The organism is Marilutibacter aestuarii, assembly GCF_006546775.1.
Classification (GTDB): domain Bacteria; phylum Pseudomonadota; class Gammaproteobacteria; order Xanthomonadales; family Xanthomonadaceae; genus Marilutibacter; species Marilutibacter aestuarii.
Genome location: NZ_VICE01000111.1, coordinates 20,495 through 46,369, shown reverse-complemented (window position 1 = coordinate 46,369; position 25,875 = coordinate 20,495). Strand labels below are relative to the sequence as shown.

General features: G+C 70.0%; 24 protein-coding genes and 1 tRNA gene. 15 read left to right on the top strand and 10 right to left on the bottom strand.

The features are described from left to right. The first annotated feature begins 155 nt into the window (after nt 1-155). The 3 genes from FKV25_RS12115 to FKV25_RS12105 all read left to right on the top strand — a co-directional run bounded on the left by FKV25_RS12115 (nt 156) and on the right by FKV25_RS12105 (nt 6,837). Nucleotides 156-2,345 carry a TonB-dependent receptor gene (locus tag FKV25_RS12115; protein ID WP_141519056.1) on the top strand — a complete coding sequence of 730 codons (2,190 nt, stop codon included), beginning with the start codon at nt 156-158 and terminating at the stop codon, nt 2,343-2,345. A gap of 145 nt (nt 2,346-2,490) precedes the next feature. After that, entirely contained in the window at nt 2,491-5,862 is a 3,372-nt protein-coding gene (locus tag FKV25_RS12110) for a hybrid sensor histidine kinase/response regulator (RefSeq protein WP_141519055.1), read from the top strand. 111 nt (nt 5,863-5,973) lie between these two features. Beyond that, a complete protein-coding gene (locus tag FKV25_RS12105; RefSeq protein WP_141519054.1) occupies nt 5,974-6,837 on the top strand; it encodes an amidohydrolase family protein in 864 nt (287 codons plus the stop codon). An 8-nt stretch (nt 6,838-6,845) separates the two neighbouring features. Here FKV25_RS12105 and FKV25_RS12100 read toward each other — a convergent pair whose 3' ends face one another. After that, nucleotides 6,846-7,523, bottom strand: coding sequence for a response regulator transcription factor (locus FKV25_RS12100; RefSeq protein ID WP_141519053.1), 678 nt, complete (start codon nt 7,521-7,523; stop codon nt 6,846-6,848). Between the two features lie 96 nt (nt 7,524-7,619). Here FKV25_RS12100 and FKV25_RS12095 point away from each other — a divergent pair, with 96 nt between their 5' ends. Next, complete coding sequence (locus tag FKV25_RS12095; protein WP_246072073.1) at nt 7,620-9,470, top strand: D-(-)-3-hydroxybutyrate oligomer hydrolase; 1,851 nt, start codon at nt 7,620-7,622, stop codon at nt 9,468-9,470. 567 nt (nt 9,471-10,037) lie between these two features. After that, the gene (locus FKV25_RS12090; protein WP_141519052.1) at nt 10,038-10,286 is read left to right on the top strand and encodes a hypothetical protein; all 249 of its coding nucleotides are present in this window, start codon (nt 10,038-10,040) and stop codon (nt 10,284-10,286) included. Between the two features lie 72 nt (nt 10,287-10,358). On the opposite strand, the gene FKV25_RS12085 is transcribed toward FKV25_RS12090, so the two are convergent. Further along, the gene (locus FKV25_RS12085) at nt 10,359-11,933 is read right to left on the bottom strand and encodes a DUF1501 domain-containing protein (RefSeq protein ID WP_170218631.1); all 1,575 of its coding nucleotides are present in this window, start codon (nt 11,931-11,933) and stop codon (nt 10,359-10,361) included. A 10-nt stretch (nt 11,934-11,943) separates the two neighbouring features. Further along, a complete protein-coding gene (locus tag FKV25_RS12080; RefSeq protein ID WP_141519051.1) occupies nt 11,944-13,794 on the bottom strand; it encodes a DUF1800 domain-containing protein in 1,851 nt (616 codons plus the stop codon). Between the two features lie 201 nt (nt 13,795-13,995). On the opposite strand from FKV25_RS12080, the gene pssA reads away from it, so the two are divergent. The 7 genes from pssA to FKV25_RS12045 all read left to right on the top strand — a co-directional run bounded on the left by pssA (nt 13,996) and on the right by FKV25_RS12045 (nt 18,956). Then, a complete protein-coding gene (pssA, locus tag FKV25_RS12075) occupies nt 13,996-14,610 on the top strand; it encodes a CDP-diacylglycerol--serine O-phosphatidyltransferase (protein ID WP_141519050.1) in 615 nt (204 codons plus the stop codon). Between the two features lie 82 nt (nt 14,611-14,692). Beyond that, nucleotides 14,693-15,925, top strand: a complete 1,233-nt coding sequence (gene phaE, locus FKV25_RS12070) for a class III poly(R)-hydroxyalkanoic acid synthase subunit PhaE (protein ID WP_141519049.1) — start codon at nt 14,693-14,695, stop codon at nt 15,923-15,925. Nucleotides 15,926-15,939: 14 nt separating this feature from the next. Continuing rightward, entirely contained in the window at nt 15,940-17,010 is a 1,071-nt protein-coding gene (locus FKV25_RS12065) for a class III poly(R)-hydroxyalkanoic acid synthase subunit PhaC (protein WP_141519092.1), read from the top strand. Nucleotides 17,011-17,102: 92 nt separating this feature from the next. Then, nucleotides 17,103-17,393, top strand: coding sequence for a DUF5329 family protein (locus FKV25_RS12060; protein WP_170218630.1), 291 nt, complete (start codon nt 17,103-17,105; stop codon nt 17,391-17,393). Between the two features lie 41 nt (nt 17,394-17,434). Beyond that, nucleotides 17,435-17,638 (top strand): PspC domain-containing protein, encoded by a 204-nt coding sequence (locus FKV25_RS12055; RefSeq protein ID WP_141519048.1) that lies wholly within the window; start codon nt 17,435-17,437, stop codon nt 17,636-17,638. A gap of 14 nt (nt 17,639-17,652) precedes the next feature. Then, nucleotides 17,653-18,084 (top strand): hypothetical protein, encoded by a 432-nt coding sequence (locus tag FKV25_RS12050; protein ID WP_141519047.1) that lies wholly within the window; start codon nt 17,653-17,655, stop codon nt 18,082-18,084. A 59-nt stretch (nt 18,085-18,143) separates the two neighbouring features. Further along, nucleotides 18,144-18,956 (top strand): PhzF family phenazine biosynthesis protein, encoded by an 813-nt coding sequence (locus FKV25_RS12045; protein ID WP_141519046.1) that lies wholly within the window; start codon nt 18,144-18,146, stop codon nt 18,954-18,956. Here the strand turns inward: FKV25_RS12045 and FKV25_RS12040 are convergent. Both FKV25_RS12040 and FKV25_RS12035 read right to left on the bottom strand, forming a co-directional pair. Continuing rightward, nucleotides 18,953-19,762: an NRDE family protein gene (locus FKV25_RS12040; RefSeq protein WP_141519045.1), complete on the bottom strand. Its 810-nt coding sequence runs from the start codon at nt 19,760-19,762 to the stop codon at nt 18,953-18,955. The two genes, FKV25_RS12045 and FKV25_RS12040, sit on opposite strands and share 4 nt — an antisense overlap. A 54-nt stretch (nt 19,763-19,816) precedes the next feature. Then, on the bottom strand, nt 19,817-20,947 hold the full coding sequence (locus tag FKV25_RS12035; protein WP_211345428.1) for an aminopeptidase: 1,131 nt from the start codon (nt 20,945-20,947) through the stop codon (nt 19,817-19,819). Nucleotides 20,948-21,261: 314 nt separating this feature from the next. Here FKV25_RS12035 and FKV25_RS12030 point away from each other — a divergent pair. Together FKV25_RS12030 and FKV25_RS12025 are read left to right on the top strand one after the other, a co-directional pair. Then, a tRNA-Leu gene (locus FKV25_RS12030) sits at nt 21,262-21,348 on the top strand. Nucleotides 21,349-21,472: 124 nt separating this feature from the next. Next, complete coding sequence (locus FKV25_RS12025; protein ID WP_141519044.1) at nt 21,473-22,012, top strand: hypothetical protein; 540 nt, start codon at nt 21,473-21,475, stop codon at nt 22,010-22,012. On the opposite strand, the gene FKV25_RS12020 is transcribed toward FKV25_RS12025, so the two are convergent. Continuing rightward, nucleotides 21,997-22,449, bottom strand: a complete 453-nt coding sequence (locus tag FKV25_RS12020; protein ID WP_211345427.1) for a DUF2214 family protein — start codon at nt 22,447-22,449, stop codon at nt 21,997-21,999. The two genes, FKV25_RS12025 and FKV25_RS12020, sit on opposite strands and share 16 nt — an antisense overlap. A 212-nt stretch (nt 22,450-22,661) precedes the next feature. On the opposite strand from FKV25_RS12020, the gene FKV25_RS12015 reads away from it, so the two are divergent. Then, entirely contained in the window at nt 22,662-23,156 is a 495-nt protein-coding gene (locus tag FKV25_RS12015) for a hypothetical protein (RefSeq protein WP_141519043.1), read from the top strand. 47 nt (nt 23,157-23,203) lie between these two features. On the opposite strand, the gene FKV25_RS12010 is transcribed toward FKV25_RS12015, so the two are convergent. From FKV25_RS12010 to FKV25_RS11995, 4 genes are all read right to left on the bottom strand, one after another. Next, nucleotides 23,204-23,785, bottom strand: a complete 582-nt coding sequence (locus FKV25_RS12010; protein WP_141519042.1) for a hypothetical protein — start codon at nt 23,783-23,785, stop codon at nt 23,204-23,206. Next, the gene (locus tag FKV25_RS12005) at nt 23,782-24,699 is read right to left on the bottom strand and encodes an MbnB/TglH/ChrH family RiPP precursor modification enzyme (RefSeq protein ID WP_141519041.1); all 918 of its coding nucleotides are present in this window, start codon (nt 24,697-24,699) and stop codon (nt 23,782-23,784) included. The genes FKV25_RS12010 and FKV25_RS12005 overlap by 4 nt, the downstream gene beginning before the upstream one ends. Nucleotides 24,700-24,721: 22 nt before the next feature. After that, entirely contained in the window at nt 24,722-24,952 is a 231-nt protein-coding gene (locus FKV25_RS12000) for a hypothetical protein (RefSeq protein WP_141519040.1), read from the bottom strand. 320 nt (nt 24,953-25,272) lie between these two features. Next, on the bottom strand, nt 25,273-25,869 hold the full coding sequence (locus FKV25_RS11995; RefSeq protein WP_246072072.1) for a cysteine dioxygenase family protein: 597 nt from the start codon (nt 25,867-25,869) through the stop codon (nt 25,273-25,275). Nucleotides 25,870-25,875: the final 6 nt, after the last annotated feature.

The window sequence follows — 25,875 nt, the reverse complement described above, 5'->3', positions numbered from 1 at the left end:
GAGTCTCTGCAACGCGGCGGCGCGTGGGCATTGTCCGAAGGTACAGCAGTCGCGCCGGGCGCCCCCTCCTAGTCTGTGCTCCAGGACGGGGACCCCCGTCGTCGTACTGCACACCATCATTCCGATATCGGTTGGCACCTGGGGAGAGGACACGCATGAACCGCAAACACCTGAGCATCGCCATTACCTGCGCATTGCTGGCACCCAGTGCCTGGGCGCAGGACGCCGGCACCACCGCGGCGCAGGGCGAGCGCGCCGCGGCGACCCTCGACGCGGTCACGGTCACCGCCCGCAAGCGCGAGGAGACCCTGCAGGAAGTGCCGGTCGCCGTCACCGCGTTCACCGCCGACGCCCTCGACAGGCTCGACGTCGAGGACCTGTCCGACCTGGACGCGCAGGTGCCCAACCTGACCATCTACGCCGCGCGCGGCTCCAGCAGCACGGTCACCGCCTACATCCGCGGCATCGGCCAGTCCGACCCGCTGTGGGGCGTCGACCCGGGCGTGGGCATCTACCTCGACGATGTCTACATCGCCCGGCCCCAGGGCGCGCTGCTGGACGTGTTCGACGTCGACCGCATCGAAGTGCTGCGCGGCCCGCAGGGCACGCTCTATGGCAAGAACACCATCGGCGGCGCGATCAAGTACATCTCGCGCGGCCTGCCGGCCAGCACCGACGGCTTCGCCTCGGTCACCGCGGGCACCAACGGGCAGCTCGACGTCAAGGCCGCGCTGGGCGGCTCGTTCGGCGGCAACGATGCCCTGCGCGGCCGGATCTCGGTCGCCAGCCTCAACCGCGACGGTTACGGCGAGAACCGGATCACCAAGCAGGACGTGAGCGACAAGGAAATCCTGACCCTGCGTGCCGAACTGGGCGCCTATGTCAGCGACGATTTCGACATCCGCTTCGCCTACGACTGGATGGACGACCAGTCCGGCGTGCGCGGGGCGAAGATGCTCGCGCCCAACCCGTTCGCGCCCGGCTATGCGCCGCTCGACGACCGCTACGACGTGCGCAACGGCATGCCGAACGTCAACGACACCGACATGCAGGGCCTTTCGGCGACCGCCAATTGGCGCGTCAACGACGACTGGTCGGCGAAGTACGTCATCGCCAAGCGCGAATCCGACACCGAGACCAACATCGACTTCGACACGCTGCCCAACACGATCGCCGACGTGAAGGCCTTCTACAGCGACGAGCAGGTCAGCAACGAGCTGCAGGTCAACTACGATGCCGGTGGTCGCGCGCGCGGCGTGATGGGCCTGTACTGGTTCGACGGCGAGGCCGGCGGGCAGGTGCTCAACAACTTCTTCGGCCTGCTGTTCGGCGATACCCAGGGCACGGTGTACACCGAGAGCTTCGCGCTGTACGCCGACTGGACCTTCGACCTGACCGACCGCCTGCAGCTCGACGTCGGCGCCCGCTACACCGACGAGGACAAGCGCGCCGACGTCCTCAACCGCGGCTACAGCGACGCCACCTACACGACGCCGATCTCGGTCGCGGCCGACTTCGACAAGACGATCAACTTCAAGAACACCTCGCCGAAGGTCTCGCTGGACTACCAGGTGACCCCGGACATCATGGTCTACGGCGCCGCCTCGCGCGGCTTCAAGTCGGGCGGCTACAACATCCGCGCCCAGGCGACCGCGGTGCCGCGCTCGGCCGAGCCCTTCGACGACGAGGTGGTCGACAGCTACGAGGTCGGCAGCAAGATGGCCTTCCTCGACCAGACCCTGTTCCTGAACCTGGCCGCGTTCCACAATCGCTACAAGGACATCCAGCTGTCGGTCTTCACCGCCTTCGACGCCGACGGCGACGGCGTGGAGGACTCCTTCTTCGGTGACTTCACCAACGCCGGCGAAGGCACGGTCAACGGCGTAGAGGTGGAGTACCAGTGGCTGCCCTCGCAGCACTGGGCGATCTCCGGCAACCTGGCCTGGCTGGACGCGGAGTACGACGAGTTCATCACCAACGGCGTCAACGTCGCCGACAGCCAGGAGTTCACCAACGCGCCGGAGTTCTCCGGGGCGATCAACGTGGAGTACCGCCTGCCGCTGGCCAATGGCGGCGATGTCTCCACCCGCGTGGGCTACAGCTACCAGAGCGAGGTCTACCCGACCACCGACCTCTCCGAGGCGATCAGGCAGGACGGCTACGGCCTGCTCAACGCGGGCGTGATCTGGCGTGCCAACGACACCTGGAGCCTGTCGTTGCAGGGCAAGAACCTGCTCGACGAAGAGTATCGCACCACCGGCTACAACATCCCGGTGCTCGGGGTGCTGACCGGCTTCTACGGCCCCCCGCGCGAGGTCAGCCTGACCGCGCGGTACGACTTCTGACCCGGGCCCGCACCGACGATACGCTGGATCGACGGCGGGCTCCGGCCCGCCGTCGCTGCGTTATGCTCGCGACGGGGCGTCGCAGGCAGGTGGACACGGTGAGGCGGCAAATGGATCGGCGTGACAGCGGCGGGGGGCGGCCGGCATGACGCTCGGCTACGCGACCGTCGCGATCGCCAGCCTGGCCTGGCTGGCCTTGATGTTCGGCGCCGCCCTGTATGCCGAGCGGACCCCGACGGTATGGGCGCGCCACTGGCGCCACGTCTACGCGCTGTCGCTGGCGGTGCATTGCACGTCGTGGACCTTCTACGGCACCGTCACCCAGGCGGCGCGCTACGGCTGGCCACTGCCGCCCACGTTCCTGGGCGCGATCCTGTTCTACGTACTGGCGATGGGCTTCATGGTGCGCCTGGTCCGACTGGCGCGCGAAACCAACGCGACCTCGCTGGCCGACCTGATCGCCACGCGCCTGGGCAAGGACGCCTGGCTGGCGGCCACGGTGACCCTGGTCGCCGCGCTGGGACTGGTCCCCTACATCGCCCTGCAGCTCAAGGCGGTGGCGATGAGCTTCGCGATGCTCACCGCGGGCGCGGCCGATCCCGATCGTGTCCCGCCCTGGCAGGACATCGCGCTGTACGTGGCCCTGGCGATGGCCCTGTTCGCGATGCTGTTCGGCACGCGTCGCGCCAGCGCCGCCGAGCACAACCGCGGCCTGGTGCTGGCGATGGCCTTCGAGTCCGTGTTCAAGCTGGTGGCGATGCTCGCCATCGGCGCCTTCGTCTGGTTCGGCCTGGCCGGCATGCCCGGGGCGCACGTGGCCCAGCCAGTCGCCTTGCCGGTCGCGCCCACCAGCGGCGGCTTCATCCCGCTGGTGCTGCTCGGCGGCCTGGCGATGTTCATCCTCCCGCATCAGTTCCATGTCGGCGTGGTGGAATGTCGCAACGAGCGCGACGTCGGCACGGCGCGCTGGCTGTTCCCCCTCTACCTGCTGCTGATCGCGCTGCCCGTGCTGCCGCTGGCCAAGGCCGGCAGCGCGCTGCTCGGGGGCACCGGCATTCCCTCCGACCTCTATGTGCTGGCCCTGCCGCTGTCGCAGGGGCAGCATGCGCTGGCCCTGCTCGCCTTCCTCGGCGGCCTCAGCGCGGCGACGGGCATGGTGGTGGTGAGCACGCTGACGCTCAGCCTGATGATCGGCAACCACTGGTTCGCCCCGGGACTGTTGCGTGGCGCCTGGTCGCGCAACGACGGCAGCGACCTGCGCGGTCGCGTGCTCGCGCTCCGGCGCGGCGGCATCGTGGTCATCATGCTGCTGGCATGGGGCTACAGCCGGCTGGTGGCGAGCAACGATGCGCTGGCCGACGTGGGCGCGGTATCGTTCTCGGCGCTGGCCACGCTCGCGCCCGCCCTCGGCTTCGCGGTCTGGCGACCGCAGACGCCACCCCGCGCCGCCGTGGTGGGCGTGGTCGCCGGCTTCCTGGTCTGGGCCTGGGTCCTGCTGACGCCGATGTACCTCGCCTCGCGCGGCCTGTCGCCGGCCTGGCTGGTCGACGGCCCGCTGGGCTGGGCCTGGCTCTCGCCCGACGGCCTGTTCGGACTGACCGGCTGGAGCCGGCTGGGGCGCGCGGTGGGGGCCAGCCTCTTCGTGGGCACGGCGGCGACCCTGCTGTCGGCCATGCTGCGCCGTGAGGCCCCCCGGTTCGCACAGCGGGGGCTGGATGCGAAGACATTGCGCGATGCCGGCCTGCGCTTCCTGCCGCGCGAGCGCGTGCAGCAATGGCTGGACGGCGTGGAAGGCAATGGCCCGGTGCCGGCCGCGACCGAAGCGGCGATCGAGCGCGAACTGGCCGCGGTGCTGGGCTCGGCGTCGGCGCGCGTGCTGCTCGATGCGGCCCGTCGCGAGGTCGGCAGCGGCCTGGACACGGTCGCCCAGATCGTCGGTGAGGCCTCGGCCGACCTGCGCTTCAACCAGCGCGTGCTCGAGGCCGCGCTGCACAACATGAGCCAGGGCATCAGCGTGGTCGATTCCGACCTGCGACTGGTCGCCTGGAACCGGCGCTACGTCGAGCTCTTCGGCTTCCCCGAGTCCCTGCTGCAGGTGGGGCGTCCCATCGCCGACCTCGCGCGCTGGGCGATGCGGCAGGTGCCGCCGGACGGCGACATGGAGCGCGCGCTCGAGCGGCGGCTGGCCTACATGCGTGCCGGCACCGTGCATCTGAGCGAACGCGTGCTGCCCGACGGCAGCATCGTCGAGATCCGCGGCAACCCCATGCCGGGTGGTGGCTTCGTGGCGACCTTCACCGACGTCACCGAGTTCCGTCGCGCCGAGGCCGGCCTCATCCAGGCCAACGAGACGCTGGAGCAGCGCGTCGCCGAGCGCACCACCGACCTGGAAGCGGCCAAGCGCGAGGCCGAACGCGCCAACGAGGCCAAGAGCCGCTTCCTCGCCGCGATCGGCCACGACCTGATGCAACCGCTGCATGCCGCGCAATTGTTCGCCGACGCCCTCCAACAACAGGTGGCGGGTCCGCAGCGCGACTCCGTCCTGCAGATCAGCGGCGCGCTGGACTCCACCAGCGACCTGCTGACCGGCCTGCTCGACATGTCGCGGCTGCAGGCCGGCGGTCTGGCGCCACAGTCGCGCGACTTCCCGCTGGCGGAGGTGCTCGAACCGCTGGCCTCGGAATTCGGCGCCATCGCCGCGGCCCGCGGCCTGGCCTTCCATTACGTGCCCAGCCGCGCCTGGGTGCACAGCGATCCGCAACTGTTGCGACGGGTGCTGCAGAACTTCCTTGCCAATGCGGTGCGCTACACGCCGCACGGCGATGTATTGCTGGGCGTGCGGCGCGAAGGCGGGCAGGTGCGCATCGAAGTGCACGACACCGGACCGGGCATCGCGCCGGAGCAGCAGCGCGTCATCTTCGACGAATTCCGCCGCGGCGAGGACGCGCCGGGACAAGGGCTCGGACTGGGCCTGTCGATCGCCGATCGCATCGCGCAACTGCTCGGCGTGCCGATCCGCCTGCGCAGCCAGCCGGGCCGGGGCACCGTGTTCGACGTCGCGATGCCGCGCCTGGCCGGCGCCGGCGCGGTCGCGGCGGCGACCTCCGCGGCCTCGCGCGCGACGGACGCTTCCGAGGTGTTGGTGGTCGACAACGATCCCCAGGCATTGGCGGCCCTGGCGACGGTGCTGCGGGGCTGGGGATACCGCGTGCGCACCGCCGAGGGTGGCGCCGTCGCGGAGCGGGCGCTGGCGTCGATGCCTGCCGCGTTGTGGCTGTTCGACTACCACCTCGACGATGGCGACACTGGCGTCGCGCTCGCCGAGCGCCTGGCCGGGGCGTTCGGTAGCCGGCCGACCCTGATCCTCAGCGCCGACACCGGTGAGGCGGTGCGTCGCGCCGTCCACGAGGCCGGCCTGCCGCTGATCGCCAAGCCGCTCAAGCCACTGGCGCTCAAGTCGGTGCTCGATCGTCTGTTGACCTCGCGCTCCGCCGCATCCGGCGCGGTCGACGGCTGAACCCTTCGCCCCGGGGCCGGCGCAGGCAAGGGCGGCCGCGGGGGCCAAGGCTGCGACAGGCGGTGGGTCCCGCTAGACTGGCGCCCCGTACGGTCGAGGAGGCCCCGATCCATGCGTTACCTGCCGTTGATTTGCCTGTCGCTGCTGCTGTCCGTGTCGAACGCGTCCGCGCAGGTGGCGTCACCCCCGGTATTCGACGTGCACGTGCACCTGCGCGATGGTGAAACATCGCTGCGGGCCTTCGAGGCCGACACCCGGTCCGCCGGCATCGAACTCGCCGGACTGGGCGCCATGTGGTTCGGTGGGCCCCACCAGGCGCTGGCGGGGAACCCGGCGGACATCCGCGTCCGCAACGATGGCGTGATCGCACTGGCGGAACGGCATCCACGGGTCGTTGCGATCGGCACGGTGCATCCCTACGACGGCCAGGCGGCGCTGGACGAGCTCGAGCGCATCGCGTCCCAGGGTGTCAAGCTGATCAAGCTGCATGCGCACACCCAGCGATTCGACGTCGCCGACCCGCGCGTACTGGCACTGGTGCGCAAGGCGGGCGAGCTGGACGTGGCGGTCTTGATGGACAACGCGAACATCGTCGCCGGGGACAGCGAGAACCTGTTCAACCTCGCGCTGCGCGCGCGGGACACCACCTTCATCTTCGCGCACGTCGGCGGGCTCAACTTCCGCTTCTGGAACATCCTGCCGCTGGCGCGCACGGCCGATGGCATCGACATGGACAATGTCTACTTCGACATCTCCGCGACGGTCCTGCTCATGGCCGACTCGCCGCTGGAGGACGAGTTCCTGTGGACCCTGCGCAACATCGGCATCGACCGTGTGATCCTGGGCTCCGACCATCCGCAGATATCGCTCGCCAGGACCCTGGAGGCCTTCGAACGCCTGGACCTCAGCGACGAGGAGAAAGCGGCGATCCGCTTCGGCAATGCCCGCCGCCTGTTCGGGCTCGACGCACCCTGAGACCGCACTCAGCCCGGCGTGCCGTCGGGCATCTGCCGGCTGGGGTCGCTGAGCTCGAGTTCGCGCAGCACGACGCCGGCCTGGGTGCGATTGCGCACGCCCAGGCGTTCGAAGATCGCCGACAGGTGGGCCTTGACGGTGCGTTCCTGCACGTCGAGCCGGTCGGCGATCTGCTTGTTGAGCAGCCCCTGGGCGACGAGGGTCAGGACCCGGAACTGTTGCGGGGAGAGGCTGGCGAGCCGGGCGGCGAGGTCGGCGTCCGCGCGCGAGCTCTCGGTGCGGGCCACGGTCCCGCGAAGGGCCGGCGGCAGCCATTGTTCGCAGGCGAGGACGGCGCGGATCGCGTCGCGCAGCTCGTCGAGCCCTGCGCTCTTGGGCAGGTAGCCGGCGGCGCCGTGGTCGAGGGCCCGGCGGACCACGCGCGGATCGTCGTTCGCCGAGACCACCACGACCGCCACGCCCGGGAACTGCGCCCGGATCGCGGCGAGCCCGGCCAGGCCGTGGTTGCCGGGCATGTGCAGGTCCAGCAGCACCAGGTCGATGCCGGGATCGGCATCCAGCGCCGCGAGCACCGCGTCCAGGGTATCGGCCTCGCGGACCACGGCGCCGGGGACCGCATCCGTGGCGGCCTGGCGCAGCGCGGCGCGGAACAGGGGGTGGTCGTCGGCGATGAGCAGGCTGGACATGGGGCTAGCCTACAAGCCATTGCGCGGGCGCGGGCGGGAGCCGCGCTCGTACATAAGTACGATGGGCGCGCGGGGCGGTGTTGGTAGGCTGGCCGCATGACCACCCATCCGATGCCATCATCCCTGCGCTGCCTGGCCCTGGGCCTGGCCCTCGCCACCGCCGCCTGCGCCACCACCGCGGCACGCGCCCCCGTCCAGGAGAAGCCGATGTTCGCGGCCGAACGCATGACCGAGCATCGCGCCGGCGATGACCTGCTGACCGCCGGCCTCGGCCTGGCCGGCCTGCGTGACATGGCCGGTCCTGCGTTCGCCGACCCCCTGAATCCAAGCGCGGCCGAAACGCGTCGACGGGCGATCTGGAGCAACTGGCGCGGAATCGCCGACCTGGCGCCCGGTGGCGGCTTCGGCGAGGTGTACGGCAGCACGGCCAGCGTGCCCGGACGCGAGTACAGCGCGCTCGCCCGCGTGGCGGGCGCCAGGCAGCCTCACCGCGTGCTGGTCCAGGTGCCGGATGGGTTCGACGCGGACAAGCGCTGCGTCGTGGTGACCGCGGCTTCCGGCTCGCGCGGCGTCTATGGGTCGATCGCGGTCGCCGGCGCTTGGGGCCTGCCGCGGGGCTGCGCCGTCGCCTACACCGACAAGGGTGCGGGTACCGACTACTACGACTTGGACAGCGGCCAGGGCGTCGCCGCCGATGGCAGGCTCGCGACTGGCGGGGACCTGGCGTTCGAGCCCGGCCTCGCGACCTTTGCGGGCGAGGGCACGCGCGGCGTCGCGGTCAAGCACGCGCATTCAGGCGACAACCCGGAAGCCGACTGGGGCCGGCACGTCGAGCAGGCGGCCCGGTTCGCGCTGCACGCGCTCGACCAGGCCTTCCCTGCGTCGGCGCCTTTCACGCCCGACAACACGCGGGTCATCGCGGTCGGCATCTCCAATGGCGGCGGCGCGGTGCTGCGTGCCGCCGAGCTGGAGGGGAACTGGCTTGACGCGGTGGTGGCCGGCGAGCCCAACGTCGACGTCGAAGGCGGCCGCAGCCTGTACGACTACGCCACCGAGGCGGCGCTGCTGATGCCCTGTGCGCTGCTCGACCCCGCATTGGGACCGCTGCCCCAGCCGCCGCTGGCGGCACAGGTCGGTGCTGTCGGCCTGGCGCGCTGCGGCGCACTGAAGGCCGCGGGCCTGGTGGATGGTGCCGACGCAGCGGCACAGGCCGTCGACGCCCATCGCCGGCTCAATGCAAGCGGTTTCAGCGACGAAGCGCTCAGGGCCGGCGTCCTGTCCTCGGGTTTCGACCTGTGGCGAGCGGTGGCGGTGACCTATGCGTCGGCCTACGGGCGCTATGCCCCTGGCGCCCACCCATGCGGTTTCAGCTTTGCCGCGCTCGACGCCAACGGCGCGCCGCGCCCCTCGACCCATGCCGAACGCGCAGCCTGGTGGTCCGATGGCAGCGGCATTCCCCCCGGCGGCGGCATCGGCCTCGTGCAGGCGCCGGTCGCCGCGCCCGATCCGGGCTTCGATGGCCTGCGTTGCCTGCGCGCGCTGTGGACGGGTGAGGGCGACGATGCGCGTCGCGTCCACGCGGGCGTGGACGAAATCCGCGCCTCGGCGCCGCGCGAGGGCCTGCCGGTGGTCGTCGTCCACGGCACCGACGACGGCCTCATCCCGCCAGCGTTCAGCAGCCGTCCGTACGTGGCAATGGCCCGTGCAGCCGGTCGCGACGTCCGCTACTGGCAGGTGGGCCACGTCCAGCACTTCGATGCTTTCCTGGGACTGCCCGATTACGCGGCGCGCTATCTGCCGCTGCTGCCTTACGTCTACACCGCGCTCGATCGGGTCGATGCCTATCTGGATGGCACGGGTCCGCTGCCTTCGAACGCCGTGATCGCGACCCGGCCGCGTGGCAGCGGCGCTGCGCTGGAGGCCGGGCACCTCGTGATGCCGGAGTAGGTGATTGGTAAAGGGTGATTGGGCGCGGGCGCAGGGGCAACATCCCTCTTGGCCCGCGCAGCCGGGTAAGCCAAGCGCATGCGGGGCCCCTTCATGAGGGGGCGAGGATCGTAGGGTGCAACAAGCGAAGCGCATTGCAGCAAAACGTCATCGGCACGTCCCGGCGATACCCGTAGCCCGGGTAAGCGAAGCGCACCCGGCGCTCCGGTAAAGCCAAGAGCCGGGTCCCAGCGAACGCTGGGATCCAGCCTTTGCCATGCCGCCTTCGTAGGGTGGGTAGAGCCAAAGGCGAAACCCGCCGTCGCCGCTGCCGGCCACGACGCACGATGGGTTTTGCTTCGCGCAACCCATCCTACGGTGCTCAATCGGAACCCACGGAAAGATCAAAGGCTTCCGCCCTTTGGGCGGGTCCCTTTTGTCTTGGTAAAAGGAACCAAAACCGCGGGCTCCATCGTCCGTCGGTCCGGCTTCGCCGCACCGGTCCCCTGTGCGCCTCGGCCATGGCGGCACGGCGCCCAAACTCGCTGCGCCCGGACAAGGGCGCCTCTCCGGCCGCCATGGCCTGCGGTGCTCGGCGGCCTCAAAGTCGCGAAGATCAAGATCAAGATCAAGATCAACGGCAACGGCAACGGCAACGGCAACGGCAACGGCAACGGCAACGGCGACACGCCACGTAGCCCGGGTAAGCGACGCGCACCCGGGGCCGCGGCAAGAGGGATCGAGAATCGCAGGGTGCAAGAATCCAAGCGCATTGCACCCAGCGTCACCCGCACGCACCGGCGTTACCCGCAGGATGGGTCGAGCCGCAGTCGATAGCCACCGTCGACGACCGCCACGGCCCATGATGGGCTGCGTGAAGCAACACCCATCATGGGTTTTCCGCGGACGTCAGGGAAGGACGTCGCGGAAGAAGCGTTCGACCCGTCGGTGGATCTGGCGGACGTCGCGCTGCACCTGTTGCACCCAGTCCGGCCCCGGTTGGGATGGAGTCGGGGTGGGCTTGGGCGCCGGCCGTGGCCGGTCGACCGTGGAGGGCCGCGTGGGCGTGGAGGGCCGGGGGGCAACGGGGCGGCGTGACGGCGCGATGGCTGATGCCGCGACCGCCGGTGACGCGGCCGACGCGGCCATGCCGACCGGGGCGAGGTCGCTGCCCTTCATGATCCCCATCGGGGTATAGCCGCCGTAGCCGGGGAACACCGCGCCCAGGTTCGGATTGCGCATGCGGCGGATCAGGATCTCCGAGAGCACGCGGCGATGGTCGGTCGTGACCGGCACGTCGCCGTAGTAGGGCGACAGCACCTGCGGGTCCAGCCCCAGCCAGTTGCCGTAGAGCCTGCGCCCATTGACAGTGCCGCCCATCACCAGCATCGGATTGCCATAGCCATGGTCGGTGCCCCGGTTGGCGTTCTCGCGCACGCGCCGGCCGAACTCCGATTGCACCACGGTGGTGACACGCGACAGGTGGCCGCTTGCCTCGAGCGTGGCGTGGAAGGCAGACAGGGCGTCCGACAGTTCCGCGATCTTGTTCTGGTAATAGTGGTAACCGCTGCCGGCCGTGCCCTGGCCGTCATGGGTGTCCCAGCCGCCCAGGTCGAGGGTGGCGTAGCGCAGTCCCAGGTTCATCTGGATGGATTGCGCCACCGTCCACAGCTGGCGGGCGAAGGTGCTGGTGGGCCAGTCGGCGGGCAAGTTCTGGTAGGGCTGTTGCGCGATCACGCGCAGCGCGCCCTCGGCGCGCGCGCCGCTGCGCTCCAGGCCGGTGTTGCCCGGGCTCCACATCGACTCGAGGACGTCGTTGACGCCGACCAGGCCGGCCGGGGAATTTTCGCGTGCTTTCTGCCAGGACCAGGCGCCCGCATTGAGCGCGAAATCGCCCGGGCTTCCCATCGTCAACGCCGTGGTGCTGCCGTTGAAGTTCGCCGGTTGGCGGCTGTTGACCGCCAGTCCGGTGAGCGGCATCGACGCCGTCACGCCGGGTTGCGTGTCGAGCGCGCGCGCCAGCCAGCCAGTGCCGGTGCCCTGGCGGCCCGGGGTGCCGAGGTCGATCGACAGCTGGGCATCGAAGTGGCTGCGGGTGACCGACGTCAGCAGGCCACAGCACTGCACGATCCCGAGCATGCCGTCGTTCCACAGGTCGCGCAGCCCGGTGGCCGAGGGATGCAGGCCGAACCCGGTGGCGCTGCCGTTGCCCAGGGTCAGCGGCAAGGCGCCATAGGTCCCGCTGGCGGCGATGGCGAGGTCGGGGCGTGCCTGCTCGTAGTGGATGCGGTCCTGCCCGCTGACCGGGAGGACCAGGTTCAGGCCGTCCATGCCGCCACGCAGGAACACCGACACGACGGTGTCGTGGTTGTTCGCGGCCTGCGCCGCGCCCGAGAAGAACAGGCCGGGCCCGACCGCGCCGATGGCCGTGGCGGCCGCGCAGCCCTTGAGGAAGTCGCGGCGACTGTGTTCGATCGTCTTCATCATCGCCTCCTCAACGGCTCAGGAATTCGGGGGACATCAGGATCAGCGAGACCATGCTGCGCAGTCGTTCCTGGTTGTAATGGTTCTTCAGGTCGTTGCCCGCCCAGGCGTTGGTGTCGGTGATGACATGCGTCGCCGGGTCGCCGTTCTGGGCCATGAAGCCGATGAGGAGCTGGCGGCGCGCGTTGCTCGGCCTGCGCCCCAGGATCCGGTTGCACCAGTAGTCGACCAGCCGGGTCGCCGTCCACTGCGACACCTGGGCCCGGCTGATGGCGAGGATCGGCAGCAACGGCGCCTCCCCGTCCCTGGCTTCGGTCAGCCAGTTCAGCAGTTTCCAGTCCATCGCCAGGCTGTTGGCGCCGGTCCACGCCTGCTCGGTGTCCGGGTAGCCATTGGGTGCCGGCCAGGCATAGGGTTCGTGGCCGGTGAAGCCCAGCCGCCACATGAAGCTGTTGGCCGCATCGTTGTCCAGGCGAAGGGTCCAGTCGCTGCCGGTCGCGCGCATCGCGGCGACGATGGCCTCGAACGGCCGCCGGGTCTTCTGGCCCCAGGCGTTGTACATCGCGCTCGAGGTGAGGACATGGCGCAGCACGCGCTCGATCTGGTCGGCGCGCTGCCAGTTCTGGCGGAAGACCGTCGCCGCGCTGCTGACCAGCGACTCGGGCGGGGTGTCGTTGACGAAGCGCCGGATCAGCTTGCCGCAGACGAATCGCGCAACCGCGGGGTGGCTTGCCAGCCGGTCGAGGATGTCGCGACCGTCCTTCATCGCCGGCTGTTCGGGGTTGAGCAGTTTTCCGAGGACGAACTTCGGGCCCGCGTCGTGCCAGGACTGGCGGTAGACGAAACTGCCGTCGTTGTCGTCGGGGAATTCCCAGTGCCCGTTCTTCATCGTCCATCCGGTGAAGGCGGACGCGGTCTCGTAGACGTCGATGTCGGTATAGCCCGACGGATAGTCACGGTCGGTCGGGTCCGGTGGCACCGCGAACGGATCCATGAAGCCCAGGTAGTTGGCCGCGCCGAAGGTGTGCAGCTCGAGCAGCTCGCGCGCCCAGTTCTCGTTGGGGCCCGCGCGGGTGTTGGAGACATTGTCCAGGTAATAGAGCATCGCCGGGCTGGTGGCGACCGCCTCCAGCATGCTGCGGAAGTTGCCCAGCGCGTGTTTGCGGATGACGTCGCGGTCGTAATGCACGTACACCGGTCCGGCCGAGAAATCGCCCGCGGTGACGTTGAAATGGTCGTGCCAGAAGTTGACCACGACCTCGCGCAGCTGCCGCCGGGAGTGGGTGGCCCGCACGAACGCGGCTCGCTGCACCTCCCAGGCCGGTCGCATGCGGGTGTTGTACTCGGGATTGCCGAGCACATGGCCGCTCCACAGCTGCGCGAGCGACTTGCCCAGGGTCGTGTAGCCGGCCGCGGACAGCCGGTTGTCGACGGCGCTGTCGTCGATGGCGCCCCAGTCAAGCTGCCAGTCGACCCAGTTGGCCAGGCGCTCCATGTCGCTGCTGCCCAGCGCATCGAACTCCGACAGCGACTGCGGCGTGATGCCGTAGCTCAGGTTGGACAGCATGCGCACCGCGAAGGGCGCACGCGCGAGCGTCAGCAGCGACGGCGGCGAACTCCGCTCTGCGCGCGGCGCCTGGCCGGCATGCGGCGAGGCGGTCGAAGCCGCTCCCCCGGCGTTGTGCCCGAGGTGGCCCTGCGTGGCGATGGCCACGCCGTTGCCGTACCGACGGGCCAGGAAGTTCCGGTCGACCCGGCCCCCGGCGCTTGTCGAGGCCGGCGCCACGGCCGATGTCCTTGCCTGCGGTTGCGACGAACCGGCCATGCGCATGCTGCGCATGACCTCATCTGCGATCGACATGTCCCGTTTTCCCCTGCGTGCAGCCCCCTGCACACTGGACTATACCGCCCGCACGGGGCTTTGCCGTGGCAGGCTTCACAAAGCTGTGAAGTCCGTCGCCGCTGCCGCTGCGCCACCCCGGATCGGGGCGCTTGCAGGGCAGGGGGCGGCTTTGGCAGGCTGGCCACTTCCGGTCCCCGCGACCGTCGCCAGGTCGATCCCATGAGCCGCCATTTCTCGATGCTTCGCGAGTTCCACCTGGCGGACTGGTTCACCCTCGCCAACGCCATCTGCGGGATGGGCGCCATCTTCGCCTCGATGCACTACCTTCAGTTCGGGCAGGCGCGGAGCCTGATGGTCGGCATGGGCCTGATCCCGCTGGCCTTCATCTTCGACGCCCTCGACGGGCGGATCGCGCGCTGGCGCAACTCCGCCGGCACCCTGGGCCGGGAGCTCGACTCGCTCGCCGACGTCATCTCCTTCGGCGTGGCGCCGGCGGCGCTCGCCTATGCCTGCGGCCTGCATGGCGGTTGGGACTGGCTGGTGCTCAGTTACTTCGTCGGCTGCGGGGTGAGCCGGCTGGCGCGCTACAACGTCACCGCCGAGCAGTTGTCCGGCGACGAGGGCAAGGTGACGCATTTCGAGGGCACGCCCATTCCGACCAGCCTGGCCCTGGTCGTGGTGTTGGCGGTGGCGGCCTGGCAGGGGGCGATCGGGGATGCGATCTGGTTCGGGGCCGTCCAGCTGGGCCCCTGGAAGCTGCACCCGCTGGTGCTGATGTTCGCCCTGTCGGGCTCCCTGATGATCAGCAAGACCCTGCGCATCCCCAAACCCTGAGCCCGCGCGCCCGCAGCAGCGGGACCTTCGCGCTATCTGAAACACGGCATTGCTATGATCGGACCTCGTTTTGGAGGGCACCATGGCAGACCGTTCTTTCGGCGACTTCGACGCGCTGGCGCGCCAGTACTGGAACCAGTGGGGCGAGATGATGCGCTCCGCCACCGCGCCCGCGGCGCCCCCGGCGCCGACGATGCCCGGCTGGGACGATGCCATCGGCTGGTGGTCGAAGCTTGCATCGGGCGGCATGCCCGAGGCGAATGCCGCGGTGGGGCGGTTCGAACGCCAGGCCGGTGACTGGTTCGGCCGCATCCAGCAGCTGGCCGCGGGCTTCGTCGGCCGCAACCCGGCGGCCGCGGACGTGGTCGATGCCTGGAAGCAGATGCTCGGCGGCGCCCGCGCGAACCCCTTCGGCGACGTGCTCGCCTCGATGGGCGGGCAGGGCCAGCAAGGTTTCGACCAGTGGTTCGAGCAGGCCGCGCCCTTCATTTCCGCCCTCCAGGGCGAGGGTCGCAGTTGGCTGGGCATGCCGGCCTTCGGCTTCGCCCGCGAGCACCAGGAGCGCTGGCAGCGCATCGCGCGCCTGCAGGTCGAGTACCAGGAGCGCAACCAGGCCTGCCAGCAACTGATGATGGAGGCGGGCCAGAAGGCCTTCGTCCGCTTCGAGGAGAAGCTTGCCGCGCACGCCGAGCCCGGCCGGCAGCTGACGTCGGCGCGCGCCTTGTTCGACGTCTGGATCGACGCCGCGGAGGACGCCTACGCCGAGGTCGCGCTGTCCCCGCAATACCGCGCCGACTTCGGCGAGATGGTCAACGCGCAGATGCGCCTGCGGGCCGCCCTCCAGCACGAGGTGGAGCTCGTCGCCGGGCTGTTCGGGATGCCCTCGCGCACCGAGATCGACTCCGCGCACCGCAAGATCGTCCAGCTCGAGCGCGAGCTTCGCCACCTGCGCGAACGCGCGGACGCGAGCGCCACTGCGGACACGCCAGCCGAGCGCCCCACGGTGCGCAAGAGCAGCACGCAGGCCGCGCCCGGTCCCGGAGGTTCGAGCGGCAAGGGCGCTGCAGGGGCGAGCGCCAAGGCAAGGCCAGGCACCCGGAGCAGTAGCGCCAAGAAGACCGCGCCGCAGGCTTCCACCGCTGCCCGGAAGAAGCCGGCCACCGCCAAGTCCAAGGCCAGCGCCGCCTCGCGCACGCGCGCCTCCACGGCACGCGCCAAACCCGGCGGCAAGGCGGCGCCCGCGCGCGCAACGCCGGCCCGTGCGACCAAGCGCGTGGCCGCGAACGGGAAGGCAACACGCAAGGGGGCGCGCTGATGGACCGCGTCGACATCAATGCCCCCCTGCACTTCACCGCCGAGTCGCTGGCCGAGGAGGCGATGGGCGTCCAGGCCAAGCTGCGCGCCGGTCTCGACACGCTGCGCCAGGTCGATGACGTCGACTACGGGGCGACCGCGAAGGAGGAAGTCTGGCGCGACGGCCGCGTGGTGCTGTACCGCTTCCGGGGCGAGCGCGAGCCCACCGCGACGGTGCCGGTGCTGATCGCCTATGCGCTGGTCAACCGTCCGTACATGACCGACCTGCAGGCCGACAAGTCGATCGTGCGCGGCCTGCTCGAGCGCGGCGAAGACGTGTACATCCTCGACTGGGGATATCCGGACCGTTCCGATCGTTACCTGGAGCTGGAGGACTACATCCAGCGCTTCCTCGGCGGCGCGGTCGACCACCTGCGCCACCGGAGCGGACAGGAGGCGATCAACCTGCTGGGCATCTGCCAGGGCGGCGCCTTCTCGCTGTGTTACGCGGCGCTCAACCCGGCCAAGGTGCGCAACCTCATCACCATGGTGACCCCGGTGGATTTCCATACCGAGGGCAACATGCTCTCGCACTGGACCCAGGGCATCGACGTCGACCAGTTCGTCGACACCCTGGGCAACGTCCCGGCCGACCTGATGAACTGGTGCTACCTGACGCTCAAGCCGTGGCGCCTGTTCGTGCAGAAGTACGTGGGCCTGGTCGACATCCTCGACAACCGCCAGGCGGTCGAGGACTTCCTGCGCATGGAGAAGTGGATCTTCGATTCGCCCGACCTCGCGGGCGAGGCCTTCCGTCAGTTCATCAAGATGTTCTACCAGGCCAATGGCTTCCTGAAGGGCGGGATCCGCATCGGCGAGCGCGAGGTCGACCTCTCGCGCATCACGATGCCCGTGCTGAACATCTACGCGCTGCAGGACCACCTGGTGCCGCCGGCGGCCTCGCAGGCGCTCGGCGGCCTGGTGGCGACGGATGACTACACCGAGCATTCCTTCCGTGGCGGCCACATCGGCATCTACGTGTCCGGACGCGCGCAGCGAGAGGTGCCCGAAGCCATCCACGACTGGCTGGACCAGCGCTCGCCGTGAGGAGAGGGCTGGCGCGGATCGCATGGCCGCTGCTTCTCGCGTGCATCGCGATCCCGGCGTCCGCGTAACCGCCGCCGGAGACCCTGCGCGAGATGGAGCAGTTGATCGACGCACTGGGCGGCTCGGGTTGCGAGTTCGAGCGAAACGGGCGCTGGTACGACGGCGCGCGCGCGGCGACGCACCTGCGTCGCAAGCAGGCATGGCTGCTGGAGCGCGACCTGATCTCGTCCAGCGAGCAGTTCATCGAACGTGCCGGTACCCAAAGCAGCATGAGCGGACGTGCCTACCAGGTGCGTTGCCCGGGCCGCGAAGCGATGCCCTCCGCGCGCTGGCTGAACGAGGCCCTCGAATCGCTGCGTGCCCGCACATCGCCATCACGGTGACTGTCTAAACTGGCGGCATGGCAGTCCCGGAGTCCCCCCACATGAGTCATAACCCGCGTCCCTTCACGCGCTCGCGGCACGACAAGATGATCGGCGGCGTCATGGGTGGCATCGCCCGGCGCTATGGATGGAGCTCCACGATTCTTCGCGTCGTTTTCGTGCTCGTGTCCATCCTCTCGGCCGCGTTTCCCGGCATCATCGTCTACCTGATCCTCTGGCTCCTGATGCCCGAGGAAAGCGCCTGAGGCAGCCCGCAGGGATGCACCCGGCGACGTTCCTGGCCGGCCTGGCCTGGGCCGCGCCCAACAGCCTGCTCGGCCTCTTCGCCGGGATGGCCGGCATGCCTTTCGGTGCGCGCGCGTCGTGGCGGGCCCGTGAGATGGCCCTGGTGTTCCAGCGCTGGCCCTGGGGCCCGGGCGGGGCGATCACCCTGGGCAACGTCATCCTCCATACCGGCGATGACCTCGACGTGGCGTGCATGACCTACGCCCACCGGGCGGGGCATTGTGAGGAACCGGCGATCCGCATGAGCGACCACGAACGCGCGCACGTCCTGCAGTACATGGTCCTGGGCCCGCTGTTCCTGCCGCTGTACCTGGCCTGCGGCGGCGTCAGCGTCGGCAACCGTTTCGAGCGCGCGGCCGACCGTTACGCGTTGACCGGTGAGGGCTGGTGGCCCTGGCGGACCTGACGCACGACACGGCCTTGCCTGTTGCTAGCATGCAGGCCCCGCCCCAAGGAACGCCAGGCATGGTCGCGACGCGTTGCGCACCCGATACCACCCTCGAGCTCTACCAGGTCGACGCCTTCACCGACCGCGTCTTCGGCGGCAATCCCGCGGCGGTTTGCCCACTCGATGCGTGGTTGCCCGATGCCACGCTGCAGGCGATCGCGGCGGAGAACAATCTCTCGGAAACCGCGTTCTTCGTCCCTGCGGGCGATGGCTTCGCGCTGCGCTGGTTCACCCCGGCCGTCGAGGTCGACCTGTGCGGCCACGCGACCCTGGCGACGGCCTGGGTGATCGTGCATTGCCAGGACGACGCCCCGGCGTTGCTGCGCTTCTCGACGCGCAGCGGCGAGCTGACCGTGGCGCGCGACGGGGACGCGCTGGTGATGGATTTCCCGGCGCGACCGCCCGCACCCTGCAACCCTCCACCGACCCTGCTGGCTGCGCTGGGACTGGCGGGCGTCCCGGTACAGGTACTGGAGGCCGACGACTACATCGTCGTCGTCGATGATGCCGCGCTCGTCGCCTCGCTGGCGCCCGACATACGCGCGCTGGCGGGCCTGCCGAACCGGGGCGTCGCGGTGACCGCGCCGGGCGGCGACGTCGACTTCGTCTCGCGCTGGTTCGGGCCCAACGTGGGCGTGGACGAAGACCCCGTCACCGGCTCGGCGCACACGGCCCTCGCGCCGTATTGGTCGGCCCGCCTCGGCAAGTCCCGTCTCAATGCGCGGCAGGGCGGGCGCAGGCAGGGGTCGCTGGAATGCGAGTTCGCCGGCCAACGCGTGCGCTTGCGCGGCCAGGCGGTGGTCTACTTGCAGGGACGCATCCGCGTCTAGCGCGACGCAGGCGTCGGTGGGGTGGCGAGCACCTGCATCGACTCGCCGACCACGCGGCCGGCCGGATCGAAGCGGCGCTCGTAGAAGCCGATCGCGTCGGCCTCGACCAGGACGATCGTGCTGCATCGCGTGCCGTAAGTGGCATCCTTGACGAAGGCCGGCGAGAGCGCGCGTTCCAGTGCCAGGCCCACCCCCGTGTCGGGCAGGGCGTCGTCGGGTGCCGGGGTCGACTCGGCGAGCGCGTCCAGCAAAGGGGCCAGGGACCGGACATCGTCGGCGCCGCGTGCAGTCGATGCCGGATCGTCCAGCCACCGGGACAAGGCGCGGCTTGCGTGTCCGCTCTTGGGCCAGGGGGCATCGAACGCGCCGTTGGACATGGCATGCAGGCCGGGCGCCACATCCCCGCCGACGAAGCCCGGATGGTTGCTGGCGAACCCGAGGCGCTCGCCGTCCCAGGCCAACTGGTTGAAACGACCGAAGTCGCCGGCATCGGCAGCCAGCGCCGACAACCACGAAGCGGTGTCGTCGTCGCCGGCGACGAAATCGTGCACCAGGGCGCCGCGCGAGCGCGGCGATACCGCGTCCGGACGCCCTGCGCGGACATTGGTCACTGCCGAAAAGCGCCGCCGGGACGAGGCCAGCAACCAGCTGCCGCCTGCGACCAGGTCGCGACCGCCATAGACGTCGTGATGCTCCGGGTCGAACCCCGCTGGTGCGGCAGGGCGTGCGTGGCGCTCGTCGCGATTGGCGATCACCGCGAGGGCGTAACGGGGATGGGCCTTCCAGGCCAGGGCGATCAGGCACATGCGCGCATGGTAGGCGCTTGTGCGTCGTGCGCCAAAGGCGACGGGGCCCTGCGATCAGCGCAAGGAGGCATCGGCGCCGGGGGCGATGCCACCGGGCACGAGCGCATCCAGCCCGGCCTGGCGCACCGCCGCCGGTTCCCTGGCAAGCGCGGCGGTGCGGGCATGGAAACAGGCCCATTGTCTGCCGCAGGCATCGAACACCGCGGCGAACGCGGGCACCCAACCGTCGTACAGGCCCATCGGTACCAGTTTGGCATTGGTGATCGGCTCCTCGACCCAGCGGTCGAAGCGCGCGTCGCCCGCCCATTCGGTGCGTCGGCGCGCGGCGTAGGCATCGCGGAAGCCGGCGATGGCGTGCTCGCGTTGCGCGCGCATCGCTTCGGGGGACAGCTCGCGCGAATAGATGTCGGCCAAGCGCGCGCGCAGCGCGAGCGCCATGGCGACGAACGCCCGTTCGCGGACTTCGCGGCCCTCGTCGGGCGCGGGCTGGCCACGCCACGCACGCCATTCGCGCAGGCCCTCGCGCTGGACGAAACTGGCGATCGATTCGTTGAAGGCGGTGTCGTCGCGCACGTAGAGCTGCTGGTGCTCGAGTTCGTGGAAGACGGTACCGACCGGATCGTCCTGGTCCGGGCCGATCATGCTGCTGAGTACCGGATCGTCGAACCAGCCCAGCGTCGAATAGGCCGAAGTGCCGCCGATCCACGTCTGGTGGCCGCGGGCCTGCAGGCGACGCGCCTCATCGCGCGCCTTCTCCAGCGTGAAGTAGCCCCGGTACGCCACGCATCCGGCGACAGGAAAACAGTGCGTGACCGGCTCCACCGAGAATTCGGGCGCGGCGAAGACGTTCCAGGTGACGTAGGGGCGATCCAGCGCCACGTAGTCGGTGTAGCTGCCATTGCGGGGCAGGCCGAGGCGGGCGGAGGCGAATTCGCGCGCCTCCAGCAGCTCGGCAAGGACCTGCCGCCGCGGGGCCGGGATGCCGGGATCGTCGAGCACGTCCGCGATCGGTCGGCGCTCGCCCATCAGGCGCAGCTGGCCGCCGCCGACGTGCGCGTAGTAGCCCAGCGAGTGGCAGGCCGACAACAAGCCGCCCAGCGCGATCAGGCCGAGCAGGGAGGCCAGCCGTCCGCGTCGCCGCGGCCTGGAGCCGATGGGATGCCTGGCAGCGGGGAACAGGGTCATGCGATCAGGATACCGGTCTGCCGTCGACGGCGGCCGCGGGGCACGCCCGCCGTGCGCCGACGAACGGCGGCTGTTCATTCACCCGCATGTAACGCTGGCATGGCGGGCCGGCGCTAGCATCGACGTGCCGGGTACGCAGGCGACGGACAAGTCCACCATAGACGCAAGTCCGCGCCGTATATCCGGTCAAGAAGCCCGGCCGCCCAGCCCCGGATAGCTGGACGACCGGGCTTTCTCGTCCGGACGCCGCGCCCGGTCTCCGCCGACCCGGCCATTCCCGCGACCGATCCCGCTCCGCTATACTGCGCGGCCGCGCCGAAGTGGCGGAATCGGTAGACGCAGCGGATTCAAAATCCGCCGCCCTTAAAAGCGTGTGGGTTCGAGTCCCACCTTCGGCACCAGCTTTGCTGCCCATCCGGCCTACTCGGGTGCGTGCACGCGACAGGCCCGCGTTGCGCGGGCTTTTTCGTGCCTGGCGGCCGGATTCCAAGCCGGGCGGCGCCACGGCGCACGTATGCTGGCGCCATGGAAGGCCTGCCCCTCGACGCTTTGACCCCGGTACGACCGCGTTGGCCCGGCCGGAGCGCGCGCGGCTCGGTGGTCCTGCCGCTGGCGGACGAGGCCTTCGCCGGATTGCCGTCGCTTTGCGTGCTGCCCGAGTGCCGGATGGCGCGCAAGCTGGAATTCCACCTGACCCTGCTGTCGTCGCAAGAAGCGGCGGCGGTCGAATGCGGCCTGCCGGTCCAGGCCTGGGCCGCGAGGTTCCAGGCCCTCCACTGGTCGCTGCGCCTGACCGGGGAAGCGTGGTTGCTGCACGAATCCACGGCCGAAGCGGAGGCCTGGTCGCTGGTCGCCTGCGCGACCTGCCCCTCGCTGGACGCGTTCCGCCAGGCGATCGCCCTGGCCAGCGGCGTGCCGCTGCCCGACGCGCCGGCCCACGTGACCCTGTTCACGACGCCCGGCAGCCGCGGCATCGGCCTGCCGTCCCGGGAGGTGTTCCGGGCGCTCCGGGTCAGGCCGGTCCCGGGCGCGGCATCGGGCAGGGGCGATCAGAAGCCGCCGTAGCGGGCCATCGCGGCGGCAAGAACGAAGATCACCGCGACCGCGGCCAGTTCGATCCGGACCACGCGTCGCACCCGGTCCACGTCGGCCGTGGACGGGACGAACCCCGGATCCTGCCGCAGGGCACGTCGCCAGCGCAGGAAGTTGAGCGTCGGCAGGGCAGACAACAGGCCGGTGAGCACGTAGAGCCCGATCTTGGCGTGGAACCAGGGGTTGTGCAGGTAGAAGTCCCAGCCCTTGAGTCCATACAGCAGGCGCAGCACCCCCACGCCCAGCAGCAGGACGGCGGTGGCGCCGTAACCGGTGTCCAGGCCCGCCAGCCGACGGGCCATGCCCGCGTCCACGTGGCCGCGCAGCAGTACGGCCTCGGCCACCAGCATCGATACCAGTCCGAACACGAGCAGGTGGTGCAGGGCGGCAAGCAGCAGGTCGGTCATCATCGGCGCGGCTCCAGTCGGCAGGCGCCTACGCTATCGGGGCGGCCCCCGTGCATCAAGCACCCGGCCGGGTCGACGCGGTCGTCACGCAGGCTTCGCCTTGCCTTGAGTCGCTTCGTGCCACTGTGGCACCACGACCTGCCGCCGGGCCCGGCATGAAGTCCGGCGCCCCGCGCGGACGGCGCGTCCCGACGCATCCAGTCCTGGAGGGCGAGATGAAGCATCGACACGTATTCCGCAGCCGCGACCTGGCGCATGCCAGGGCGGGTATCGCACTGGCCCGCGTGAGCGGGGTGGAGGACACCGACATCGCCCTGGTCGCGCGACCGGACATCGAGATGCACGGCGTGCCCAATCGCCGCAAGGAGGCCGATACCGACTTCATGCCGGCGGCGCTGAAGGGCGCGCTCTACGGCGGTCTCACCGGCGTGGCGATCGGCCTGGTGGCGATGGCGATCAAACCCCTGCATTTCGGCGTCGTCGCGGTCGCGGTGATGGCCGTATGCGGCGTGCTGGTCGGCGCCTGGGTATCGTCACTGGTCGGCTCGGCCCTGCCCGATCCCATCCGTCGCGAGTTCGCCAAGGAGATCGAAGCCGGGCACGTGCTGCTGCTGGTCGATGCCGACGAGGACCTGCATCGGCTGGTCGAGCCGCGCCTGGTCGAGCAGGGGTACGTCGCCCTGGGGCGCGCCCACCTCGCGCCGTCCTGACACCTTCGCGTCCGATGCCCCCGCGCGCCCGCCCGCGGCGCGCTGGTTCAATGCGGCTCGATGCGCCAGTGGATGTGGCCGTCGCGGTCGCGCGTCGCCATCGCGTCCACCCGTTGCCGGGGTACGTGGCGGGGCCGCCCGCCTGCCGCCAGTGCGGCCAGGACGGGGGCCGGATCGTGCTCGAAGGCAACCGCTTCGGGCCGCCCATCCGCGCCTGCCGCCTCCAGTCGCAGGAGGGCGCGCTCGAAGGCGAGGACGTCGTGCAGGTAACGCATCCGCAGCCGTCGCCGCCTGAGGAATTCGCAGAAGTCCAGGGCTTCGGGCAGGAAGGAAAAACTCGACGGCGGCCGTTCGAGCCAGAACCGCGACAGCTCTCGCGACAGGCGCCTGCTGCCGAGCAACTGGCAGGTCATCGGCAACAGCGCCCTCAGCTTGCCCAGCCGGAAGCCCTTGTGCAGGGTCCGGTTGATGTCCAGCCCGCGATCGTCGGCGATCGCGCGCAGGCGGCGCATCTCCCGCGTGCTGAGTTCGACGCGCGGGGGGAACGGCTTCTGGGCGCGGATGCCGTCTCGGAACTCCGGTTCGGCGATCAGCCGGAACAGCATCGACTGGAATGCCTGCAGGCTCATGTGCCCACCTCGCGATGGGCGGCCGCCGACGCTTCGCCCTGGCAGCGCGCCCAGAGCGCCTGCAGGCGCTCCAGGTCGGACTGGATCGCCGCCAGGCCGACGCTCTCGACCCAGGACCCGAAAATCTCGAAGGTGACGCCGCCGATGTTGCGGCAGCGCGGCAGCGTCCACTCGAGCAGGTGCCAGACCGCTTCGGGGATCACGTCCGAATGGGCGTCGAGGTAGAAGCCGTCGAGCTCCATGCCGCCGGCGACGTGGATCTCGCCGACATGGTGCATGTCCAGCCGGCGCAGGACGTCGAAGGGGTCGAAGCCATGGTTGCAGGCATTCGTGTGCAGGTTGTGCAGGTCCAGCAGCAGGCCGCAACCGCTCTCGCGGCACAAGGTGTCGAGGAAGCTCGCCTCGTCCATCTCCGCTTCGGGGATGTCGAAGTAGTAGACGTTGTTCTCGAGCAGGAAGGGCGCGGGGACCCGCCGCATCACTTCGCGGATGCGCGGCACCAGCAAGTCGATCGATTCGCGGTCGCGCGCCAGCGGCAGGGTGATGCCCGCATTCGCGCGCGCGCCCTGGTGCTCGGCGAGATGGAAGGCCAGGTGGTCGCTGTGCCATGGGAAGCGATGGCGCTGCCACCAGCGTTCGATCTGGCCCAGGTGGTCGGTCTCGAAGCCGTCCGCGCTGCCGATCGAGAGGCCGATGCCGTGTGCGACGATGGGCCAGCGGCGTGCCAGCGACGACACGGTGCCCATGCCCTTCGCATCATCCACGTAGCGCGGTTCGACCGCCGGGCCGCGATCGGTCCAGAAGATGTCGGGCACCACCTCGACATAATCGATGGGCGGGGATGCCGTGTCGAAAAGGGGGTTCAGCGGGGCCTGGTACGCCAGGCCCACGCCGAGTTTCGGGAGCGCATGCATGCGCCGTCCTCCTGGCGATGCGCTAGCGCATCCCCTTCATCACGATGTCCTCGATGATGAAGCGGTCCAGTCCGGACAGGCACGGCCGGCACCCGCGGATGCCGGGCAACTCCGGCACGACCAGGGTTTCCTTGAGGATGCCGACCAGGTCGTCGAAGGAGGTGTCGGGCGCCAGCGACAGGCGGACTTCCGATAGCGCGGCCTTTCGGGTGAGGCTGGGCTTGATGGCCCGGGTGGGGGCTTTGACTGCCATGGGGGATTCTCCATTTTCATGACATGTTGGCCTGGCGGATATCCTTGACCGACGTCTAGGCCAGTGGTGCTCGGTCCATGCACCGTCCTTTGCGGGAGGCATGATCGTCCCTGACGTCCCCCTGCAGCCAAGCCAACGCCCCCCGGGAGGGAAACAGGACACGCGCCGGAGCGCCGGAAACAAGGGGTTTCTGGCGCGGATCGTGCATGGAGGCAGGGGCCGTCCCCGGCATGCCGCAGGCACGGCGATGCCGGGCCGTTGCCCGGGCGGGCGGCGTCATGCGGGAGGAAGGCGACGGGCTGGCGCCGCCGCGACGGGGCTCAGTGGGCCTCGTCGATCTCGAGCGGCTTGGCCTGCCGCGCGTACCACTCGCCGCGTTCGGGCACGAACATCGAGCAGCACTCCATCGGTGCCTTGTAGATGTGCACCGATACCGCCACCGCGTCCGGGCTGGTGTTGCGGATGGTGTGGTATTCGTGCGGCGGGATCAGGCTGCCCGCACTGCCGGGACCGGCCTGCATGCCGCCGGCGGCGCGGAAACGAAAGCGCTCGCCTTCGTGCTCGAGCAGTTCGTACTGGGTGATCTCCAGTTCGCCGTCCCAGACGCCTTCCACGCACCACAGCCCGCAATGGTCGTGCACCGGCGTGCCCTGGCCGGGCCCCCAGGTCATCGCGACCACGCTGTAGCCATGCTCGGCGCTGCGGTAGATCTCGCGACGGGCGTAGTGGTCGTCGATGGGCTCGTAGATACAGGCGGGCAGGGCGACGTCGCGGTCGCGGATCATCCGGCACAGGGTATTGCGCAGGGCCGCGGTGATCGCATGGTCGTCGCCGGCGCTGACGGCAGCATCCAGCGCGGAAACCAGCTTGTCTTGACCGGGGAAGGCGATGTCGGGGATCTGGGCGTCTGCGTGCATGCCCCC

What these genes read in the sequence shown, in the direction of transcription:
- FKV25_RS12115 (WP_141519056.1), top strand. Translation starts at nt 156, where the DNA reads ATGAACCGCAAACACCTGAGCATCGCCATTACCTGCGCATTGCTGGCA.
- FKV25_RS12110 (WP_141519055.1), top strand. Translation starts at nt 2,491, where the DNA reads ATGACGCTCGGCTACGCGACCGTCGCGATCGCCAGCCTGGCCTGGCTG.
- FKV25_RS12105 (WP_141519054.1), top strand. Translation starts at nt 5,974, where the DNA reads ATGCGTTACCTGCCGTTGATTTGCCTGTCGCTGCTGCTGTCCGTGTCG.
- FKV25_RS12100 (WP_141519053.1), bottom strand. Translation starts at nt 7,523, where the DNA reads ATGTCCAGCCTGCTCATCGCCGACGACCACCCCCTGTTCCGCGCCGCG.
- FKV25_RS12095 (WP_246072073.1), top strand. Translation starts at nt 7,620, where the DNA reads ATGACCACCCATCCGATGCCATCATCCCTGCGCTGCCTGGCCCTGGGC.
- FKV25_RS12085 (WP_170218631.1), bottom strand. Translation starts at nt 11,933, where the DNA reads ATGAAGACGATCGAACACAGTCGCCGCGACTTCCTCAAGGGCTGCGCG.
- FKV25_RS12080 (WP_141519051.1), bottom strand. Translation starts at nt 13,794, where the DNA reads ATGTCGATCGCAGATGAGGTCATGCGCAGCATGCGCATGGCCGGTTCG.
- pssA (WP_141519050.1), top strand. Translation starts at nt 13,996, where the DNA reads ATGAGCCGCCATTTCTCGATGCTTCGCGAGTTCCACCTGGCGGACTGG.
- phaE (WP_141519049.1), top strand. Translation starts at nt 14,693, where the DNA reads ATGGCAGACCGTTCTTTCGGCGACTTCGACGCGCTGGCGCGCCAGTAC.
- FKV25_RS12060 (WP_170218630.1), top strand. Translation starts at nt 17,103, where the DNA reads ATGGAGCAGTTGATCGACGCACTGGGCGGCTCGGGTTGCGAGTTCGAG.
- FKV25_RS12055 (WP_141519048.1), top strand. Translation starts at nt 17,435, where the DNA reads ATGAGTCATAACCCGCGTCCCTTCACGCGCTCGCGGCACGACAAGATG.
- FKV25_RS12050 (WP_141519047.1), top strand. Translation starts at nt 17,653, where the DNA reads ATGCACCCGGCGACGTTCCTGGCCGGCCTGGCCTGGGCCGCGCCCAAC.
- FKV25_RS12045 (WP_141519046.1), top strand. Translation starts at nt 18,144, where the DNA reads ATGGTCGCGACGCGTTGCGCACCCGATACCACCCTCGAGCTCTACCAG.
- FKV25_RS12040 (WP_141519045.1), bottom strand. Translation starts at nt 19,762, where the DNA reads ATGTGCCTGATCGCCCTGGCCTGGAAGGCCCATCCCCGTTACGCCCTC.
- FKV25_RS12035 (WP_211345428.1), bottom strand. Translation starts at nt 20,947, where the DNA reads ATGACCCTGTTCCCCGCTGCCAGGCATCCCATCGGCTCCAGGCCGCGG.
- FKV25_RS12025 (WP_141519044.1), top strand. Translation starts at nt 21,473, where the DNA reads ATGGAAGGCCTGCCCCTCGACGCTTTGACCCCGGTACGACCGCGTTGG.
- FKV25_RS12020 (WP_211345427.1), bottom strand. Translation starts at nt 22,449, where the DNA reads ATGATGACCGACCTGCTGCTTGCCGCCCTGCACCACCTGCTCGTGTTC.
- FKV25_RS12015 (WP_141519043.1), top strand. Translation starts at nt 22,662, where the DNA reads ATGAAGCATCGACACGTATTCCGCAGCCGCGACCTGGCGCATGCCAGG.
- FKV25_RS12010 (WP_141519042.1), bottom strand. Translation starts at nt 23,785, where the DNA reads ATGAGCCTGCAGGCATTCCAGTCGATGCTGTTCCGGCTGATCGCCGAA.
- FKV25_RS12005 (WP_141519041.1), bottom strand. Translation starts at nt 24,699, where the DNA reads ATGCATGCGCTCCCGAAACTCGGCGTGGGCCTGGCGTACCAGGCCCCG.
- FKV25_RS12000 (WP_141519040.1), bottom strand. Translation starts at nt 24,952, where the DNA reads ATGGCAGTCAAAGCCCCCACCCGGGCCATCAAGCCCAGCCTCACCCGA.
- FKV25_RS11995 (WP_246072072.1), bottom strand. Translation starts at nt 25,869, where the DNA reads ATGCACGCAGACGCCCAGATCCCCGACATCGCCTTCCCCGGTCAAGAC.